Origin of the sequence: Pseudomonas sp. CYM-20-01, assembly GCF_023169845.1 — a bacterium.
Lineage (GTDB): Bacteria > Pseudomonadota > Gammaproteobacteria > Pseudomonadales > Pseudomonadaceae > Aquipseudomonas > Aquipseudomonas azotoformans.
Window position 1 is genome coordinate 1,211,220 of sequence record NZ_AP025169.1, and the last position, 17,697, is coordinate 1,228,916.

General features: G+C 60.7%; 18 protein-coding genes. 9 read left to right on the forward strand and 9 right to left on the reverse strand.

The genetic code is table 11. The features are described from left to right. The first annotated feature begins 45 nt into the window (after positions 1–45). Genes M2497_RS05315 through tldD form a run of 3 tightly spaced genes read left to right on the forward strand, consistent with a single transcriptional unit; the run spans position 46 to position 6,217 of the window. Positions 46–3,861 carry a YhdP family protein gene (locus tag M2497_RS05315; RefSeq protein WP_248486175.1) on the forward strand — a complete coding sequence of 1,272 codons (3,816 nt, stop codon included), beginning with the start codon at positions 46–48 and terminating at the stop codon, positions 3,859–3,861. Between the two features lie 48 nt (positions 3,862–3,909). Next, positions 3,910–4,758 (forward strand): carbon-nitrogen hydrolase family protein, encoded by an 849-nt coding sequence (locus M2497_RS05320; protein WP_248486177.1) that lies wholly within the window; start codon positions 3,910–3,912, stop codon positions 4,756–4,758. Positions 4,759–4,774: 16 nt separating this feature from the next. Next, positions 4,775–6,217 carry a metalloprotease TldD gene (tldD, locus tag M2497_RS05325; RefSeq protein WP_248486179.1) on the forward strand — a complete coding sequence of 481 codons (1,443 nt, stop codon included), beginning with the start codon at positions 4,775–4,777 and terminating at the stop codon, positions 6,215–6,217. A 45-nt stretch (positions 6,218–6,262) separates the two neighbouring features. Here tldD and yjgA read toward each other — a convergent pair whose 3' ends face one another. Next, a complete protein-coding gene (yjgA, locus tag M2497_RS05330; protein WP_248486181.1) occupies positions 6,263–6,784 on the reverse strand; it encodes a ribosome biogenesis factor YjgA in 522 nt (173 codons plus the stop codon). 108 nt (positions 6,785–6,892) lie between these two features. On the opposite strand from yjgA, the gene pmbA reads away from it, so the two are divergent. The 6 genes from pmbA (at position 6,893) to M2497_RS05360 (ending at position 12,152) form a co-directional block, all read left to right on the forward strand. After that, positions 6,893–8,239 (forward strand): metalloprotease PmbA, encoded by a 1,347-nt coding sequence (gene pmbA, locus M2497_RS05335; protein WP_248486183.1) that lies wholly within the window; start codon positions 6,893–6,895, stop codon positions 8,237–8,239. Between the two features lie 152 nt (positions 8,240–8,391). Beyond that, positions 8,392–8,787: a FagA protein gene (locus M2497_RS05340; RefSeq protein ID WP_248486185.1), complete on the forward strand. Its 396-nt coding sequence runs from the start codon at positions 8,392–8,394 to the stop codon at positions 8,785–8,787. Further along, positions 8,780–10,156, forward strand: a complete 1,377-nt coding sequence (locus tag M2497_RS05345; RefSeq protein ID WP_248486187.1) for a class II fumarate hydratase — start codon at positions 8,780–8,782, stop codon at positions 10,154–10,156. The genes M2497_RS05340 and M2497_RS05345 overlap by 8 nt, the downstream gene beginning before the upstream one ends. Positions 10,157–10,183: 27 nt before the next feature. After that, on the forward strand, positions 10,184–10,612 hold the full coding sequence (locus M2497_RS05350; RefSeq protein WP_248486190.1) for a hypothetical protein: 429 nt from the start codon (positions 10,184–10,186) through the stop codon (positions 10,610–10,612). Between the two features lies 1 nt (position 10,613). After that, positions 10,614–11,225, forward strand: coding sequence for a superoxide dismutase (locus M2497_RS05355; RefSeq protein ID WP_248486192.1), 612 nt, complete (start codon positions 10,614–10,616; stop codon positions 11,223–11,225). A 33-nt stretch (positions 11,226–11,258) separates the two neighbouring features. Continuing rightward, complete coding sequence (locus M2497_RS05360) at positions 11,259–12,152, forward strand: ZIP family metal transporter (RefSeq protein ID WP_248486194.1); 894 nt, start codon at positions 11,259–11,261, stop codon at positions 12,150–12,152. 44 nt (positions 12,153–12,196) lie between these two features. Here M2497_RS05360 and M2497_RS05365 read toward each other — a convergent pair whose 3' ends face one another. From M2497_RS05365 to lptC, 8 genes are all read right to left on the reverse strand, one after another. Continuing rightward, entirely contained in the window at positions 12,197–12,469 is a 273-nt protein-coding gene (locus tag M2497_RS05365; RefSeq protein ID WP_058422993.1) for an HPr family phosphocarrier protein, read from the reverse strand. Between the two features lie 16 nt (positions 12,470–12,485). Then, complete coding sequence (gene rapZ, locus M2497_RS05370; protein ID WP_248486196.1) at positions 12,486–13,343, reverse strand: RNase adapter RapZ; 858 nt, start codon at positions 13,341–13,343, stop codon at positions 12,486–12,488. Between the two features lie 2 nt (positions 13,344–13,345). Further along, positions 13,346–13,810 carry a PTS IIA-like nitrogen regulatory protein PtsN gene (gene ptsN / locus M2497_RS05375; RefSeq protein ID WP_061435337.1) on the reverse strand — a complete coding sequence of 155 codons (465 nt, stop codon included), beginning with the start codon at positions 13,808–13,810 and terminating at the stop codon, positions 13,346–13,348. A 10-nt stretch (positions 13,811–13,820) separates the two neighbouring features. Then, positions 13,821–14,126 carry a ribosome-associated translation inhibitor RaiA gene (gene raiA, locus M2497_RS05380; RefSeq protein ID WP_003171804.1) on the reverse strand — a complete coding sequence of 102 codons (306 nt, stop codon included), beginning with the start codon at positions 14,124–14,126 and terminating at the stop codon, positions 13,821–13,823. A 75-nt stretch (positions 14,127–14,201) separates the two neighbouring features. Then, entirely contained in the window at positions 14,202–15,695 is a 1,494-nt protein-coding gene (locus M2497_RS05385) for an RNA polymerase factor sigma-54 (RefSeq protein WP_248486198.1), read from the reverse strand. Positions 15,696–15,879: 184 nt separating this feature from the next. Beyond that, positions 15,880–16,605, reverse strand: coding sequence for an LPS export ABC transporter ATP-binding protein (gene lptB / locus M2497_RS05390; protein ID WP_016974288.1), 726 nt, complete (start codon positions 16,603–16,605; stop codon positions 15,880–15,882). Continuing rightward, complete coding sequence (gene lptA, locus M2497_RS05395) at positions 16,605–17,138, reverse strand: lipopolysaccharide transport periplasmic protein LptA (protein WP_032893554.1); 534 nt, start codon at positions 17,136–17,138, stop codon at positions 16,605–16,607. Before lptA ends, lptB begins: the two co-directional genes overlap by 1 nt. After that, positions 17,125–17,697: an LPS export ABC transporter periplasmic protein LptC gene (gene lptC, locus M2497_RS05400; RefSeq protein WP_248486200.1), complete on the reverse strand. Its 573-nt coding sequence runs from the start codon at positions 17,695–17,697 to the stop codon at positions 17,125–17,127. Before lptC ends, lptA begins: the two co-directional genes overlap by 14 nt.

The window sequence follows — 17,697 nt, forward strand, 5'->3', positions numbered from 1 at the left end:
AGGCCTTGATCTGCCGTTCGACTACTGCCTTGAGGGTCGCCTGACATGGAGCGTCTGATACGCTTTTTTGCCGCTTTGACCCGTTGGGGGCTGGGCCTCTGTGCCTTGTTGCTGGTGCTGGCGGCGGTGTACGTGAGCCTGGGGCGTGAATTGACTCCGTTGGTGGCCGAGTACCGCGCCGAAGTCGAAGCCAAGGCCCAGGCAGCCGTGGACATGCCTTTGCATATCGGCAGCCTCGAAGGCCGCTGGAGCGGCTTTGCGCCGGTATTGCTGGCCCATGATGTGATGGTTGGCGAGGGCAGCAGTGCCTTGCGCCTGGACCAGGTCGAAGTGGTGCCTGATGTCTGGGCCAGTCTGATGGCCCGCGAAGTGCGCATTGCCCACCTGCAAGTCAGTGGCCTGCAACTCAGCGTCAAGGAAGACAAGGACGGCAAGTGGGCCTTGCAAGGCCTGCCGGTGCAGGACGACCAGCCGCTGGACCCGGAGCAGTTGCTCACGCAGATGCAGAAGGTCAAGCGCGTGTCGCTGCTCGACAGCCAAGTGACGCTGCAACCGTTCGACCAGGCGCCGGTGACCCTGACGTATGTCGGCCTGAGCCTGCACACCGGCGTCACCCGCCAACGCCTGGATGCACGCCTGACCCTGCCTGACGGCCAGCCCCTCGCCATGAGCCTGCGCACCCGCATTCGCGCCAGCCAGTGGAAGGACGGGGAAGTCCAGGCTTATCTGAGCCTGCCCCAGAGTGATTGGGCCAAGTGGATCCCCGCAAAACTGACTCAACAGTGGAAGCTCACGCAGTTCAAGGCGGGCGGTGAGTTCTGGCTGACCTGGGCCAAAGGCACTGTGCAAAGCGCAGTAGTGCGCCTCAACTCGCCACAGGTGAAGGGCCACTACGCCGAGCGCAAGCCGGTGCATATCGAAAACCTCGCGCTTACGGCCTACCTGCAACGCAGTGACACCGGCCTCAGCGTGCTGTTCGACTCACTGGCGATGAATCTGGGCGAGACCCGCTGGGAATCACGCCTGCAGTTGCAGCAGACCCTGGCCACCGACAAGGACCTGGAAGTCTGGAAGCTCCAGGCCGACCGCCTGGACCTGACGCCTATCACACCATTGCTCAATGCGCTGGCGCCGCTGCCGGAAGGTTTTGCCAAGACGGTCGAGCACCTCAAGGCCACTGGCCTGCTGCGCAATGTGCTGGTGGATTTCCGTCCTCAAGACACGACCGATAAAAAAGTCAGCTTCGCCGCCAACCTCGAGCGTATCGGCTTCGATGCCTATTTTGGCGCACCGGCTGCGCGTAACGTTTCCGGCAGTATCAGCGGCGACCTGGGCCAGGGCGAGTTGCGCATGGACAGCAAGGACTTTTCCCTGCACCTCGACCCGATCTTCGCCAAGCCCTGGCAGTACATCCAGGCCAATGCACGCCTGACGTGGAAGCTGGACAAAGAAGGCTTCACCCTGATCGCCCCTTACATCAAGGTGCTGGGCGAGGAGGGCAAGATCGCCGCCGACTTCCTGATCCGTCTGCATTTCGACCACAACCAGGAAGACTACATGGACCTGCGGGTCGGTATGGTCGATGGCGACGGGCGCTTCACCCCCAAATACCTGCCGGCGGTGTTGAGCCCCGCCCTGGATGAATGGCTGCGTACCGCGATTCTCAAGGGCGCGGTGGATCAAGGCTTCTTCCAGTATCAGGGTTCGTTGAACCACGATGCGCTGCCGGCTTCACGCAATATCAGCCTGTTCTTCAAGGTGCATGATGCCGAGCTGGCGTTCCAGCCGGGCTGGCCTCATGTGAGCAAGGTCAACGGCGAAGTGTTTGTCGAGGAGAGCGGTGTGCGCATCCTGGCCAGCAAGGGCCAGTTGCTCGATACCAAGGTCAAGGACATCTACGTCAATATTCCCCATGCACCTGCGGGCAAGGACAGTCATCTGCTGCTTACGGGCGGTTTTGCCGGTGGCTTGGGCGACGGCCTGAAAATCCTTCAGGAAGCGCCGATCGGCACTGCGTCGACCTTTTCTGGCTGGAAGGGCGAGGGCGACCTGCAAGGCGGCCTTGACCTGGATATTCCGTTGGCCAAGGGCGCCGAACCGAAAATCGTGGTGGACTTCAAGACCGACAAGGCGCGCCTGCAATTGGCCGAGCCGCCCCTGGACCTGACCCAGCTCAAGGGCGAGTTCCGTTTCGACAGCGCCAAGGGCCTGAGTGGCCAGAACATCACCGCCCAGGCGTTTGATCGGCCGATCACCGCGCAGATCGTTGCCGACGGCAAGCCCGGCAATATCAGCACCCGTGTGAATGCCAAGGGTCAGGTTACGGTCAAGCGGCTGACGGACTGGTTGAAAATCAGCCAGCCGTTACCGGTATCCGGCGATATTCCGTACCAGTTGCAGGTGACCCTGGATGGCGCCGACAGCCAACTGATGGTCAGTTCCAACCTCAAGGGCGTGGCCGTTGACCTGCCGGCGCCGTTCGGCATGCCGGCCAGCCAGGGGCGTGACAGTGTGTTCCGCATGACCTTGCAGGGCGCCGAGCGCCGCTATTGGTTCGATTATGGCGAGCTGGCCAACTTTACCTTTGCTGCACCGCCGGACAAATTCAATGACGGGCGCGGCGAGCTGTTCCTCGGTGATGGCGATGCTGTGCTGCCGGGCGCCAAGGGCTTGCGCATTCGTGGGGTGCTGTCGGAGCTGGATATCGACCCGTGGAAGAAACTGGTGGATCGTTATGCGGGCAATGACCCGGGCGGCAGTGCCAAGCAATTGCTCAGCGGCGCTGACTTCAAGATCGGCAAGCTGACCGGTTTCGGCACGCAGTTCGATCAAGTCAATTTGCAACTGGACCGCAAGCCTGCGGCGTGGGGCGTGCAGCTCGACAGCCAGCAGGCCAAGGGCTCGGTCAACCTGCCGGACGCCAAGGGCGCGCCGATTGCGATCAACCTGCAGTACGTGAGGCTGCCGGCGATGGACCCGACGGTACAGGCGGATGAAAACGCGCCGGACCCCTTGGCGAACATCGACCCCAAGGATATTCCGGCGCTGGATATCGCCATTGACCAATTGTTCCAGGGCCCGGACCTGATCGGCGCCTGGTCGCTGAAAATCCGCCCGACCGCCAAGGGCCTGGCCTTCAACAACCTGGATCTGGGCCTCAAGGGTATGCAGCTCAAGGGTGCGGGTGGCTGGGAGGGCGCGGCGGGAGACAGCAGCAGCTGGTACAAGGGCCGCCTGGATGGCAAGAATATTGGCGATGTGCTCAAGGGCTGGGGGTATGCGCCGACCGTCACCAGCCAGGATTTCCATCTGGATGTGGACGGGCGTTGGCCTGGTTCTCCGGCTTATGTAGGGCCCAAGCGTTTCTCCGGCAGCCTGGATGCGGCGTTCCGCAACGGCCAGTTCGTCGAAGTGGAAGGCGGAGCCCAGGCCCTGCGGGTATTCGGCCTGCTGAACTTCAACTCCATCGGGCGGCGATTGCGTCTGGACTTCTCCGACCTGCTCGGCAAGGGCTTGAGCTATGACCGGGTCAAAGGCCTGCTGGCCGCCAGCAATGGCGTGTTCGTGACCCGGGAGCCTATCACCATGACGGGGCCGTCGAGCAACCTCGAACTCAACGGCACCCTGGACCTGGTGGCTGACCGTGTCGACGCCAAGCTGCTGGTAACGCTGCCGGTGACCAACAACCTGCCGATCGCGGCGTTGATCGTCGGTGCGCCGGCCATTGGTGGCGCGTTGTTCCTGATCGACAAGTTGATCGGTGACCGTGTTTCACGCTTCGCCAGTGTCCAGTACAAGGTCGAAGGCCCGTGGAAAGACCCGAAAATCACCTTCGACAAGCCATTTGAAAAGCCAAACTGAGAGGCTGTGGAGTAGCATGGTGCCATGCCCTTTATGGAGTGTTGGCCCATGTCCTTTGCGGTAATTCAAATGGTCAGCCAGAGTGACGTGCTGGCCAACCTGGCCCAGGCCCGTCGCTTGCTGGAAGAAGCCGCGGCCGGTGGTGCGAAACTGGCAGTGTTGCCGGAAAATTTCGCCGCCATGGGCCGTCGTGACATTGCCGATATCGGCCGTGCCGAAGCGCTGGGCGAAGGCCCGATCCTGCCGTGGTTGAAACAGACCGCTCGCGACCTCACCTTATGGATAGTGGCTGGTACTTTGCCATTGCCGCCCAAGGGCCAACCGCACGCCAAGTCCAACGCCTGCTCGCTGCTGATCGATGATCAGGGCGAAATCGTCGCCCGCTACGACAAGCTGCACCTGTTCGATGTGGATGTCGCCGATGCTCGTGGTCGTTATCGCGAATCCGACGACTATGCTTTCGGAGGTAACGTGGTGGTGGCGGACACGCCGGTCGGCCGTTTGGGCCTCACGGTGTGCTACGACCTGCGCTTCCCCGAGCTGTACAGCGAATTGCGTGCTGCGGGGGCTGAATTGATTACAGCGCCGTCGGCGTTTACGGCAGTGACCGGCGCCGCGCACTGGGACGTGCTGATTCGCGCACGGGCCATCGAGACCCAGTGCTACCTGCTGGCGGCTGCCCAGGGGGGTGTGCATCCGGGGCCACGGGAAACCTACGGTCACGGGGCAATTGTCGACCCCTGGGGGCGCGTGCTGACACAACAGGATCAAGGCGAAGCGGTGTTGCTGGCCGAACGCGATAGCAGTGAACAGGCGTCGATACGGGCGCGCATGCCGGTGGTCAACCATCGGCGCTTTTTCTCGCAGGGCGCACAGCGGCCTGCTTCGGAACGATGAATTTAAGGCCATACCTATGAGCGAGTTGTTGTCCTCAGTCAGTGATCACCTCCTGGCGCCCGGTGGCGTGACCATCGAAAGTTTGCAAACCGTGCTGGGCGATCTCGCCGGGCCGGGCATCGACGCGGCCGACCTGTATTTCCAGGGGCAGATTTCCGAGTCCTGGGCACTGGAAGACGGCATCGTCAAGGAAGGCAGTTTCAACCTCGACCAGGGTGTGGGCGTGCGGGCGCAATCCGGTGAGAAAACCGGTTTTGCCTACAGCAACGCGATAACCCTGGAGGCTTTGGGCCTGGCCGCACGTGCCGCACGCTCGATTTCCCGCGCCGGGCAGAACGGCACGGTGCAGGCGTTCAGCATGCAGGACGTGACCCAGTTGTACGGGCCGGATAACCCGTTGGAAGTGATGACCCGTGCCGAGAAAGTCGACTTGCTCAAGCGTGTCGATGCCGCGACCCGTGCATTGGACCCGCGTATCCAGCAGGTCACCGTAAGCATGGCCGGCGTGTGGGAGCGCATCCTGGTGGCGTCCACCGACGGCGGCCTGGCGGCGGATGTGCGGCCGCTGGTGCGTTTCAACGTGAGTGTGATCGTCGAGCAGAACGGCCGTCGCGAGCGCGGTGGCCATGGTGGCGGCGGGCGTACCGACTACCGCTATTTCCTCACCGACGACCGTGCCATGGGTTATGCGCGTGAAGCGCTGCGCCAGGCACTGGTCAACCTGGAAGCCATTCCGGCGCCGGCGGGTACATTGCCGGTGGTGCTGGGCTCGGGCTGGTCCGGCGTGCTGCTGCACGAAGCGGTCGGCCACGGCCTGGAAGGTGACTTCAACCGCAAGGGCAGTTCGGCCTACAGCGGGCGCATGGGGGAGATGGTTGCGTCCAAGCTCTGCACCATCGTCGATGACGGCACCCTGGCCGGGCGCCGTGGTTCGCTGAGCGTCGACGACGAAGGCACGCCGACCGAGTGCACCACCCTGATCGAAAACGGTGTGCTCAAGGGCTACATGCAAGACAAGCTCAACGCCCGTCTGATGGGCGTGGCGCGTACCGGTAATGGCCGTCGTGAATCCTATGCGCACCTGCCGATGCCACGCATGACCAACACCTACATGCTGGGTGGCGAAAGCGATCCGGCTGAAATCATCGCCTCGGTGAAGCGCGGCATCTACTGCGCCAACCTCGGTGGCGGCCAGGTGGATATCACCAGCGGCAAGTTCGTGTTCTCCACCAGCGAGGCGTACCTGATCGAAGACGGCAAGATCACTGCGCCGGTCAAAGGCGCAACCTTGATCGGTAACGGTCCGGAAGCCATGAGCAAGGTGTCGATGGTCGGTAACGACCTGTCGCTGGACAGCGGCGTGGGCACATGCGGGAAAGATGGGCAGTCGGTGCCGGTGGGTGTCGGCCAGCCAACGCTGAAGATTGATGCGATCACCGTGGGTGGCACGGGGTCGTAAGCGGTGGAGCTTCGGGTGGCGAAGGCCGCCACCCGGGGAAGGGCATCAACGCAGGCCGCGTTGAGTCTCGTCCAGCTCACGGATGTACTTGAAGATTTTACGGCTGGTGGCCGGCGCCTTGTTATGCGCCAGCTCGTGCTGGGCCTGACGGATCAGGGAGCGCAGTTGCTGGCGGTCCGCGTCCGGGTAGTCCAGCACGAATTTCTCCAGCACCGCGTCATCGCCCGAGATCAGGCGGTCACGCCAACGTTCCAGGTTATGGAAACGTTCGTTGTACTGGCGAGTGGAGGCATCGGTTTGATCGAGCAAAGTCAGAATGGCGTCGATGTCCTGGTCGCGCATCAGCTTGCCGATAAACGAGATGTGCCGTTTGCGCGCGATATTCGCGGTGTGCTTGGGCGCATCGGCCAGGGCTCGACGCATTTCGTCGGTCAAAGGCAGTTTTGCAATCAAATCTTTTTTGAGCGTTGTAAGGCGCTCGCCGAGGTCAACCAGCGCATGCAGCTCGCGTTTGACCTGGGTTTTGCTTTTCTCCCCATCGAGGGAGTCGTCGTAAGAATCAACCATGGTGGCAGTCCGCAAAGAAACGCCGCCATGATAACCAGTCGGGGGCCGCTTGTCCGGCCCGGTCGCTCGATGGCCTTAACCGAAAGCAGAATTTGAGTGGAGAAAACCATGAGTGCAGCCCAAAGCGTCGGTCCGCAAGCGTTACCGGCACTGCAGGAACAAGTCGAGCAGATCCTTGCCGAGGCCAAGCGCCAGGGGGCCAGTGCCTGTGAGGTGGCGGTGTCGCTGGAGCAGGGGCTGTCGACGTCGGTGCGCCAGCGCGAAGTGGAAACTGTTGAGTTCAATCGCGACCAGGGCTTTGGTATCACCCTGTATGTGGGGCAGCGCAAAGGTTCGGCCAGTACCTCGGCCAGTGGTCCGGAAGCGATTCGCGAGACGGTCGCGGCTGCGCTGGCGATTGCCAAGCATACGTCCGAGGATGAAAGCTCGGGCCTGGCCGACAAGGCGCTGATGGCCAAGGACTTGAAAGACTTTGATCTGTTCCATGCCTGGGACATCACACCGGAACAGGCTATCGAGCAGGCGCTGACCTGCGAAGCCGCCGCGTTTGAAGCTGATGCCCGCATCAAGAACGCGGATGGCACCACGTTGAGCACGCATCAGGGCTGCCGCGTATATGGCAACAGCCATGGTTTCATCGGTGGCTACGCGTCCACGCGGCATAGCCTTAGCTGCGTGATGATCGCCGAAGCGAATGGCCAGATGCAGCGCGATTACTGGTATGACGTGAACCGCCAGGGCGATTTGCTGGCCGACCCGGTCAGTATTGGCCAGCGCGCTGCGCAGCGGGCGGCGAGCCGCCTGGGCGCGCGCCCGGTACCGACCTGCGAGGTGCCGGTGTTGTTTTCGGCGGAGTTGGCCGGAGGCTTATTCGGCAGTTTCCTGGGGGCGATTTCCGGCGGCAACCTGTACCGCAAGTCGTCGTTCCTTGAAGGCGCGATCGGCCAGAAGCTGTTCCCCGAATGGCTGACCATCGACGAGCGTCCGCACCTGATGCGCGCCATGGGCAGTTCAGCGTTCGACGGTGATGGCCTGGCCACCTATGCCAAGCCGTTTGTCGAGAAGGGTGAGTTGGTGTCCTACGTATTGGGTACTTACGCCGGTCGTAAATTGGGCCTGCCAAGCACCGCAAACTCCGGTGGCGTGCACAACTTGTTCGTTACCCATGGTGATGAGGACCAGGCGGCGCTGCTGCGGCGCATGGGGCGTGGCTTGCTGGTGACCGAGTTGATGGGCCATGGCCTGAATATGGTGACGGGCGACTACTCCCGTGGCGCAGCGGGGTTCTGGGTGGAAAACGGCGAGATTCAGTTTGCCGTTCAAGAGGTGACGATTGCCGGCAACATGCGCGATATGTTCAAGCAGATCGTTGCCGTCGGAAATGACTTGGAGTTGCGTAGCAATATCCGCACGGGTTCGGTGTTGATCGAGCGGATGACCGTCGCCGGCAGCTGATCCTTCAGACGCGCTTAAACAAGAAGGCGCGCCATCTTTATAGATGGCGCGCCTTTTTTTGTGGTGGCGTTTCAGGAGGATTGTCCTGCTACCCTTGTTTTGATTCTCAATATCATTTAATAATAAATATCATTACCGAATGAGTGTGGATCATGAGTTCTGTCCTGCATGAGGATCCTTACCTGGAGAGCTGGCGCTGGATGAGTCGCCAGATTCGTTGCGGCCTCGACCCCAACGAGCCGCGCCTGATCGAACACTACCTCAACGAGGGGCGATACCTGGCGTGTTGTACCGCGACCCATCCGTGGACGATCGCTGAAACCTCATTCCGCCTGTTGCTCGACACCGCCAGCGATATCGCGCTGCCCTGGCATTGGCGTTCCCTGTGCCTGGACCAGGCCTGGCGCCCGCTGCGCGGCCAGGAAAAACTCTCCCACTGTGCCTGCCGCCTCAAGCGCTGGCAGAGCTTTGCCTGGCAATTGGCGACCTGCGAATTGCTGCCGTCTATTTCTCACTCCGACCTTGTTCAAGGATCTAACGATGAGTAACACCCGTATCGAACGCGACAGCATGGGCGAGCTGCAAGTGCCTGCCGAGGCCTTGTATGGCGCACAAACCCAGCGAGCGGTGAACAACTTTCCGATCAGCAATCAACGCATGCCGGCGCAATTCATTCGTGCCCTGATCCTGGCCAAAGCTGCGGCGGCCAAGGTCAACGTCGACCTCAAGCAAATCAGCGAAAGCCAGGGCAAGGCGATTGTCGATGCCGCCCAGGGCTTGCTGGAAGGCGACTTCATGCAGCACTTCCCGGTGGACATCTTCCAGACTGGCTCCGGTACCAGCTCCAACATGAACGCCAACGAAGTGATTGCGACCCTTGCCAGCCGCTTGCTGGGTGAGCCGGTCAACCCCAATGACCACGTGAATTGCGGCCAAAGCAGCAACGACATCATTCCGACCACTATCCACGTCAGCGCCGCGCTGGTGCTGCATGAGCAAACATTGCCCGCGCTGTTGCATCTGGTGCAGGTGATCGAGCAGAAAGCCGAGGAAGTCCACCCGTTCATCAAGACCGGCCGCACGCATCTGATGGACGCCATGCCGGTGCGCATGAGCCAGGTGCTCAATGGTTGGGCGCAGCAGCTCAAGGCCAATATCGGGCATTTGCAGGACCTTCTGCCGAGTTTGCAAGCCCTGGCCCAGGGCGGTACTGCGGTCGGCACCGGAATCAATGCACACCCGGAATTCGCGGTGCGTTTCAGTCAGCAGTTGAGCAGCCTGACCGGTGTGAAATTCACCCCGGGCAAGAACCTCTTCGCGCTGATTGGCTCCCAGGACACGGCCGTCGCTGTCTCCGGGCAGTTGAAAGCCACCGCCGTGTCGCTGATGAAAATCGCCAACGACCTGCGCTGGATGAACTCCGGCCCACTCGCCGGCCTGGGGGAAATCGAGCTGGAAGGCCTTCAGCCTGGTTCGTCGATCATGCCCGGCAAGGTCAACCCGGTGATCCCTGAAGCCACCGCGATGGTGGCCGCACAAGTTATCGGCAACGACACGGTCATCACCGTCGCCGGCCAGTCGGGCAACTTCGAACTGAACGTGATGCTGCCGATCATCGCCAATAACCTGATCAGCAGCCTCGAGTTAATGGCCAACTCCAGTCGTTTGCTGGCGGACAAGGCCATTGCCAGCTTCAAGGTCAATGAGGCCAAGCTCAAGGAAGCGCTGTCGCGCAACCCGATCCTGGTCACCGCGCTCAACCCGATCATCGGTTACCAAAAGGCTGCTGAAATTGCCAAGAAGGCCTATCAACAGGGCCGTCCGGTGATTGATGTCGCCCTTGAGCACACCGACTTGCCGCGCAGCCAACTGGAAATCCTGCTGGATCCGGAAAAGCTCACGGCCGGCGGCGTGTAATCACCGACTCTGCTTTGGAGGCTCACCATGGAGCACTGGAAACGCACGATCGAACGGGCCAATCGCTGCTTTATGGCGGGTGAATTGGTTGACGCTCGCGAGGCTTACTTGCAAGCCCTGGCCCTGGCCCAAGTGCTGTTCGAACGCTGGGCGGATGCCGACGAAGCAGTGGCGGCTTGCGTCATTTCCCATCACAACCTGGCGGACCTGCACCTGCGGCTGAACCAGCCGGAAGAAAGCGCGGAATACCTTTGCGCTATCCACCAGCGTCTTTTGCAGACCATGCAGGACCCGCGCCTGAGCCCGCAATTGCGGGAGGCGGCGCTGCGCCAGAGCAGCAAAACCTACGTCGAACTGTTGAATTTCATCAGCGATCACGGCGAATACCCTCGCACTCATCGCTTGCTGGGCAGTACTACAGTGCAGCCCGCCACGCCCCACTACGGAGCCCATTGATATGACTTACACCCTGCCTGCCTTGCCTTACGCGTATGACGCCCTGGAACCGCATATCGATGCGCAAACCATGGAGATTCACTACACCAAGCACCACCAGACCTATATCAATAACCTCAACGCAGCGGTCGAAGGCACCGAGTTCGCGGGCTGGCCGGTCGAGAAACTGGTGTCCAGCGTGCAGCAACTGCCGGAAAAACTGCGCGCAGCGGTGATCAATCAAGGCGGCGGCCACGCCAACCATTCGTTGTTCTGGGCGGTGATGTCGCCCAAAGGTGGTGGCAAGCCCGAAGGCGTGCTGGGTAAAGCCATCGACGAACAGCTGGGTGGTTTCGACAGCTTCAAGGAGGCTTTCACCAAGGCTGCGTTGACGCGCTTCGGCAGCGGCTGGGCCTGGTTGAGCGTCACCCCGCAAAAGACCCTGGTGGTTGAAAGCAGTGGGAATCAGGACAGTCCGTTGATGAACGGCAATACCCCGATCCTCGGCCTGGACGTCTGGGAACACGCCTATTACCTGCTGTACCAGAACCGTCGCCCGGAGTACATCAACGCCTTCTACAGCGTCATTAACTGGCCGGAAGTTGCTGCCCTCTATCAGGCCGCGGTGGCCTGACATTCACCTTCATAACAAGACCTAAGGCCGACTATGGGCACTGAAACACTGGCGATCAGCAGCGGACGAATGTTTCGTTATGCGTTTGGCTCGCTGCTGCTATTGGCAGGTACTGCATTGCTGGTGGCCCACGGGCTGGCCTGGCTGAACCTGGAACCGCGCATCCTGCGCGCCCTGCAAGGCGGCTCCATTTGCGCGCTGGGTACGGCGCTGGGCGCGGTCCCGGTACTGGTGATCCGGCGCATGCCGGTGGCGCTGAGCGACACATTGTTGGGCTTTGGTGCTGGGGTGATGCTGGCGGCAACGGCGTTTTCGCTGATCGTCCCGGGCATCGCCGCGGCTGAAAGCCTGGGGCTCTCGCCGTGGGGTGCCAGCGGCTTGATCAGCTTTGGCATCATGCTGGGCGCATTCGGGTTGTACCTGGTTGACCGCAAGGTCTCCGGTGCCAGCCCGGAAATGCTGATGGGCACGCCAGACAAGCCGGTGATCCCGCCGCGCATCTGGCTGTTTGTGTTTGCCATCATCGCCCACAACATTCCCGAAGGCATGGCGGTAGGCGTTTCCGCCGGTGGCGGCATGCCCGATGCTGACAGCTTGGCCATGGGCATTGCGTTGCAGGACGTACCCGAAGGCCTGGTGATTGCGTTGGTGTTGGCCGGGGCGGGGATGTCGCGGGTCAAGGCGTTCCTGATCGGCGCTGCATCAGGCCTGGTGGAGCCCGTATTCGCTGTGCTCTGCGCCTGGCTGGTCAGCCTGGCCGAAGTGCTGTTGCCTTTGGGGTTGGCCCTGGCTGCTGGCGCGATGCTGTTGGTGGTGACCCACGAAGTCATCCCCGAGTCGCGACGCAATGGTCACGAAAAACTCGCCAGCCTGGGCCTGTGCATCGGTTTTTGCTTGATGATGGTGATGGACACCGCTCTGGGGTAGGTTACGTCTACTGTAGGAGCAGGCAAGCTCGCTCCTACAGGGGGTTATTCACCTTCGTCGAAGTAATTGTTGATCAGCGCCACCAGCGCTGCCATCGCTTCGTCTTCCTGCTCGCCTTCCGTCTTCAAGTGAATCCTGGTGCCTTTGCCGGCCGCCAACATCATCATGGCCATGATGCTCTTGCCGTCGACCATGGATTCCGGTGTACGCCCGGCGCGGATCTGGCAGGGGAACTGCCCTGCTACGCCCACGAACTTGGCCGAGGCGCGGGCGTGCAAGCCCAGCTTGTTGATGATTTCAATTTCCAGAGCGGGCATCGCGGGGGTGTTCCTTTCAGCTAAGGTCGCGGTGGCGGACCTGGACGTTCTTGAGGGTTTGTTGCAGCACCTGGCCCAGGCGCTCGGTCAGGTAGACGGAGCGGTGATGGCCGCCAGTGCAGCCGATGGCAATGGTGACATAGGCACGGTTGCTTGCAGCAAAGCGTGGCAGCCATTTGAGCAAGTAGGAGGAGATATCCTGGAACATCTCCTCCACATCCGGTTGCGCTGCCAGGTAATCGGCCACGGGCTGATCCAGCCCGGACTGGTCACGCAGTTCCGGTTTCCAGTACGGGTTAGGCAGGCAGCGCACATCGAACACCAGGTCGGCGTCGACCGGCATGCCGCGCTTGAACCCAAACGACTCCACTAGAAACGCGGTGCCCGGCTCTGGCTGGTTCAGCAGGCGCAGCTTGATAGCATCGCGCAACTGGTACAGGTTGAGGCTGGTGGTGTTTATCTTGAGGTCGGCGAGGTCAATGATCGGCCCCAGCAGCTTGGTTTCGTCTTCGATGGCTTCGGCCAGAGAGCGATGGGGGCTGCTTAGGGGGTGACGCCGGCGGGTCTCGGAGAAGCGTTTGAGCAGGGTTTCTTCGTCGGCGTCCAGGTACAGCACGTCGCAATGAATGTGCTTGCCCCGCACTTCCTCGAGCAATTGCGGGAATCGCTCAAGATGGCTGGGCAGGTTACGGGCATCAATCGAAACGGCGACCAGCGGTTGGGCCAGTTCGGTATGGATCAAGGCGCGTTCAGCCAACTCCGGCAGCAGGCCGGCGGGCAGGTTGTCGATGCAATAGAAACCGTTGTCCTCAAGAACGTTGAGGGCGGTGCTTTTACCCGAGCCGGAGCGGCCGCTGACGATGATCAAGCGCATGGTTACTGCCCGTTCTGTTCATCCAGGACAACCTGGTACAACGCCTCATTGCTGCTGGCGCTGCGCAGTTTGTCGCGTACTTCCTTGCGGTCGAGCATGCTGGCGATCTGCCGGAGCAGTTCCAGGTGCGCATCGGTGGCGGCTTGCGGGACCAGCAGAACGAACAGCAGATCAACCGGGGCGCCGTCGATGGCGTCGAAATCGATGGGGGCTTCCAGGTGCAGCAGGGCGCTGACAGGTGTTTCGCAGCCTTTGAGGCGGCAGTGAGGAATGGCGATGCCGTTGCCAAAACCGGTGGAACCGAGTTTTTCACGGGCAATCAGCGCATCGAAGACATCTTGCATCTCCAGATCCGGCACTTCGCGTGCGATCAGGTTGGCAATTTGTTCGAGGGCTTTCTTCTTGCTGCCACCCGGCACGTTCACGAGGGAACGGCCGGGGGTCAGGATGGTTTCAAGTCGGATCATGGGGGGAGAGTTAACGACCTGTACCTTGCATCAGGTGCAGATTCTTTTCCTTATGCTTTATGAGTTGGCGGTCCAGCTTGTCGTAGAGCGAGTCGATCGCCGCGTACATGTCTTCATGTTCCGCATTGGCGACGAGCTTGGCATTCGGTACGTGCAGGGTGGCCTCGATTTTCTGCTTGAGCTTATCGACCTCCATGATGACCTGCACGTTGGTGATCTTGTCAAAATGCCCTGCAAGCTTGTTCAACTTGCTTTCGGTGTACTCACGCAGGGGCTTGGTCACTTCCAGTTGGTGTCCACTGATGTTGACTTGCATACAGCTTCTCCTTCGTTGCCAGTGCATAAAGCGGCAGGCAAAGGCGCCTGCCACTGGAACGCTGTGGCCCGCCCGTCACATCAAACGCTTACGCTCGCTGGAAGGCGCGATCCCAAGGGACTCGCGGTACTTGGCGACGGTTCGACGGGCGACCTGAATGCCTTGTGCCTCCAGTAAACCAGCGATCTTACTGTCACTCAATGGCTTTTTCTGATTTTCCGCCGCAACCAGTTTTTTGATGATCGCGCGGATCGCCGTTGACGAGCATTCGCCGCCTTCGGAGGTGCTGACGTGGCTGGAGAAAAAGTATTTCAGTTCATAAATACCCCGTGGGGTATGCATGAATTTCTGCGTGGTCACGCGTGAAATGGTCGACTCATGCATGCCCACCGCTTCGGCGATGTCATGCAGTACCAGCGGCTTCATCGCCTCGTCGCCGTATTCCAGGAAGCCGCGCTGGTGCTCGACGATCTGGGTGGCGACTTTCATCAGGGTTTCGTTGCGGCTTTGCAGGCTCTTGATGAACCAGCGGGCTTCCTGCAACTGGTTGCGCATGAAGGTGTTATCGGCGCTGGTGTCGGCGCGGCGGACGAAACCGGCGTATTGCGGGTTGACCCGCAGGCGTGGCACCGACTCCTGGTTCAGCTCCACCAGCCACCGCTCGTTGTCCTTGCGCACGATCACGTCGGGGACGACGTATTCGGCTTCGCTGGACTCGATTTGCGAGCCGGGGCGCGGGTTAAGGCTCTGTACCAGCTCGATGACCTGGCGCAGGTCGTCTTCCTTGAGCTTCATGCGGCGCATCAACTGGCTGTAGTCGCGGCTGCCCAGCAGGTCGATGTAGTCGGTGACCAGGCGCTGGGCCTCGGCGAGCCATGGGGTCTTGGCCGGCAACTGGCGCAGTTGCAGCAGCAGGCATTCGCTGAGGGTGCGCGCGCCGATACCGGATGGCTCGAACTGCTGGATGCGGTGCAGGACGGCTTCGATCTCGTCCAGTTCGATATCCAGTTCGGGGTCGAAGGCTTCAAGAATTTCTTCAAGCGTCTCGTCTAGATAACCCTGATTGTTGATGCAGTCGATCAGGGTTACGGCGATCAGGCGATCGGTATCCGACATCGGTGCCAGGTTCAGTTGCCACAGCAGATGGCTCTGCAGGCTCTCGCCGGCGGAGGTGCGGGTGGTGAAGTCCCACTCGTCATCGTCATTGCTGGGCAGGCTGCTGGCGCTGGTCTGGTAGACATCTTCCCAGGCGGTGTCGACCGGAAGCTCGTTGGGAATGCGTTCGTTCCATTCGCCTTCCTCAAGGTTGTCCACCGTGGGGGCGGTTTCCTGGTAGGAGGGTTCCTGCACGTCGGAATTGGGTTTTTGCTCGATGTTATCGGCCAGCGGGTCTGCATTATCGAAGTCGTCGCCTTCTTCCTGGCGTTCGAGCATCGGATTGGACTCCAGGGCCTCCTGGATTTCCTGTTGCAGGTCCAGGGTCGACAATTGGAGCAGGCGGATGGCCTGTTGCAGCTGCGGTGTCATCGTCAGCTGCTGGCCCATTCTCAGGACTAGCGATGGTTTCATGGCAGGGGCTTAACACCTTATTCGCCGGCGCAATGCGCCATCCACGACAGGGCGCGTGAGCGCCAAACATAAGCAAATTATATGCCTGATGTCGGGTGCTTTGCCTAGAGCGCGGTAACAATAAAAATCCGGAGGTTTTCATTGACTCCCGCGCACCTTGGCGAACGCCGTGACACCACGGTGTTTACAGGCGGAACTCGTGACCCAGGTACACTTCCTTGACCAGTTCATTGGCCAGGATGGTAGCGGAATCACCTTCGGCAATCAGTTGGCCGTCATTGACGATATAGGCGGTTTCGCAGATATCGAGCGTCTCACGGACGTTGTGGTCGGTGATGAGCACGCCAATGCCCTTGGCCTTGAGGTGATGGATGATCTGCTTGATGTCGCCGACCGAAATCGGGTCGACGCCGGCAAACGGCTCGTCCAGCAGGATGAACTTGGGGGCAGTGGCCAGTGCGCGGGCGATTTCCACGCGACGACGCTCACCACCGGACAGGCTCATGCCGAGGTTGTCGCGGATATGGTTGATATGGAACTCCTGCAACAGGCTTTCCAGCTCCTTGCGACGGCCGTCACGGTCGAGTTCCTTGCGGGTCTCGAGGATCGCCATGATGTTGTCCGACACCGACAGTTTGCGGAAGATCGACGCTTCCTGCGGGAGATAGCCGATACCGGCCCGTGCGCGGCCGTGCATTGGCTGGTGACTCACGTCCAGGTCATCGATCAGGACACGGCCCTGATCCGCCTGGACCAGACCGACGATCATGTAGAAGCAAGTGGTCTTGCCGGCGCCGTTGGGGCCGAGCAAGCCGACGATCTGGCCGCTGTCGATCGACAGGCTGACGTCGCGCACGACCTGACGGCTTTTATAGGCCTTGGCCAGATGCTGGGCTTTCAGGGTTGCCATTACTCGGCCTTCTTCTTCGGCTGGATAACCATGTCGATGCGTGGACGAGGCGCGGTGACCTTGTTGCCATTGGCACGACCGGCATTAGCGATCTGTTTCACGGTGTCATAGGTGATCTTCTCACCTTCCGTGGAGTTGCCATCGGGGCTGAGCACCTTGGCCTGGTCAATCAGTACGATGCGGTTCTGCTGGGCGTGGTACTGGATGGTCTTGCCGTAGCCCTTCATCGGGCCGGTGTCTGTCGCGGACTGCTTCTGTTCGAAGTAAGCCAGGTTGCCCACCGAGGTCACGACATCGATGTCGCCGGTTTTGGTGCGCGTTAGCGTCACGGTATTGCCGGTGATTTTCATCGAGCCCTGAGTGATGATCACGCCACCGGTGTAGGTTGCGACGCCTTGCTTGTCATCGAGCTGTGCATCATCGGCCGAGATGTGGATCGGCTGCTGGCTATCGTTCGGCAGAGCCCAGGCGCTCACGCTTCCCAGTGCTGCGCCCAGGCCGAGCAAAATAGGGAGAGTTTTAACGAGCCTCATACTGTCCTCTTACGTTCGATAGCAGGTGTATCCTGCTTTCTTTCAAATACGCTTTCATTCCCTTGCCAGTCGATACACCGCCAGCGCCGTCGATTCTAACGTCTTGCTCGGTCTGCGCATATTGCTTCTGCGGGAATACGGTCATGCGACTGCTGGTAATCACCGTCTCACGGCTTTTATCGTCAGTGCGCGCAATGCGCACCGAGTCGATCAGTTCCACCTCGGTACCGTCCGGGTTGACCTCGCCACGCTTGCTGGTGACGTGCCATGGGAACTCGGTACCGCGGTAAATGTTCATGTCCGGGTTGGTCAGCAGGGTGACCTCGGTGGCCTTCACATGCTCGACCTTGTCCGAGGTCATTTCGTACTGCACCTTGCCGTCAGGCAGGAACTGCACACTTTTGGCATTGATGGCGTAATAGTCGATAGCGCCTTCGTCAACCTGCGCAGCAGGCTGGTCGAGAAAGCGCTCCGGGCTGATATTCCAGTAGCCCACCGCGAGGAACAGCGCGGCGATGACCCCGAATAACAGGAAGTTGCGAATCTTTTTGCTCAGCAT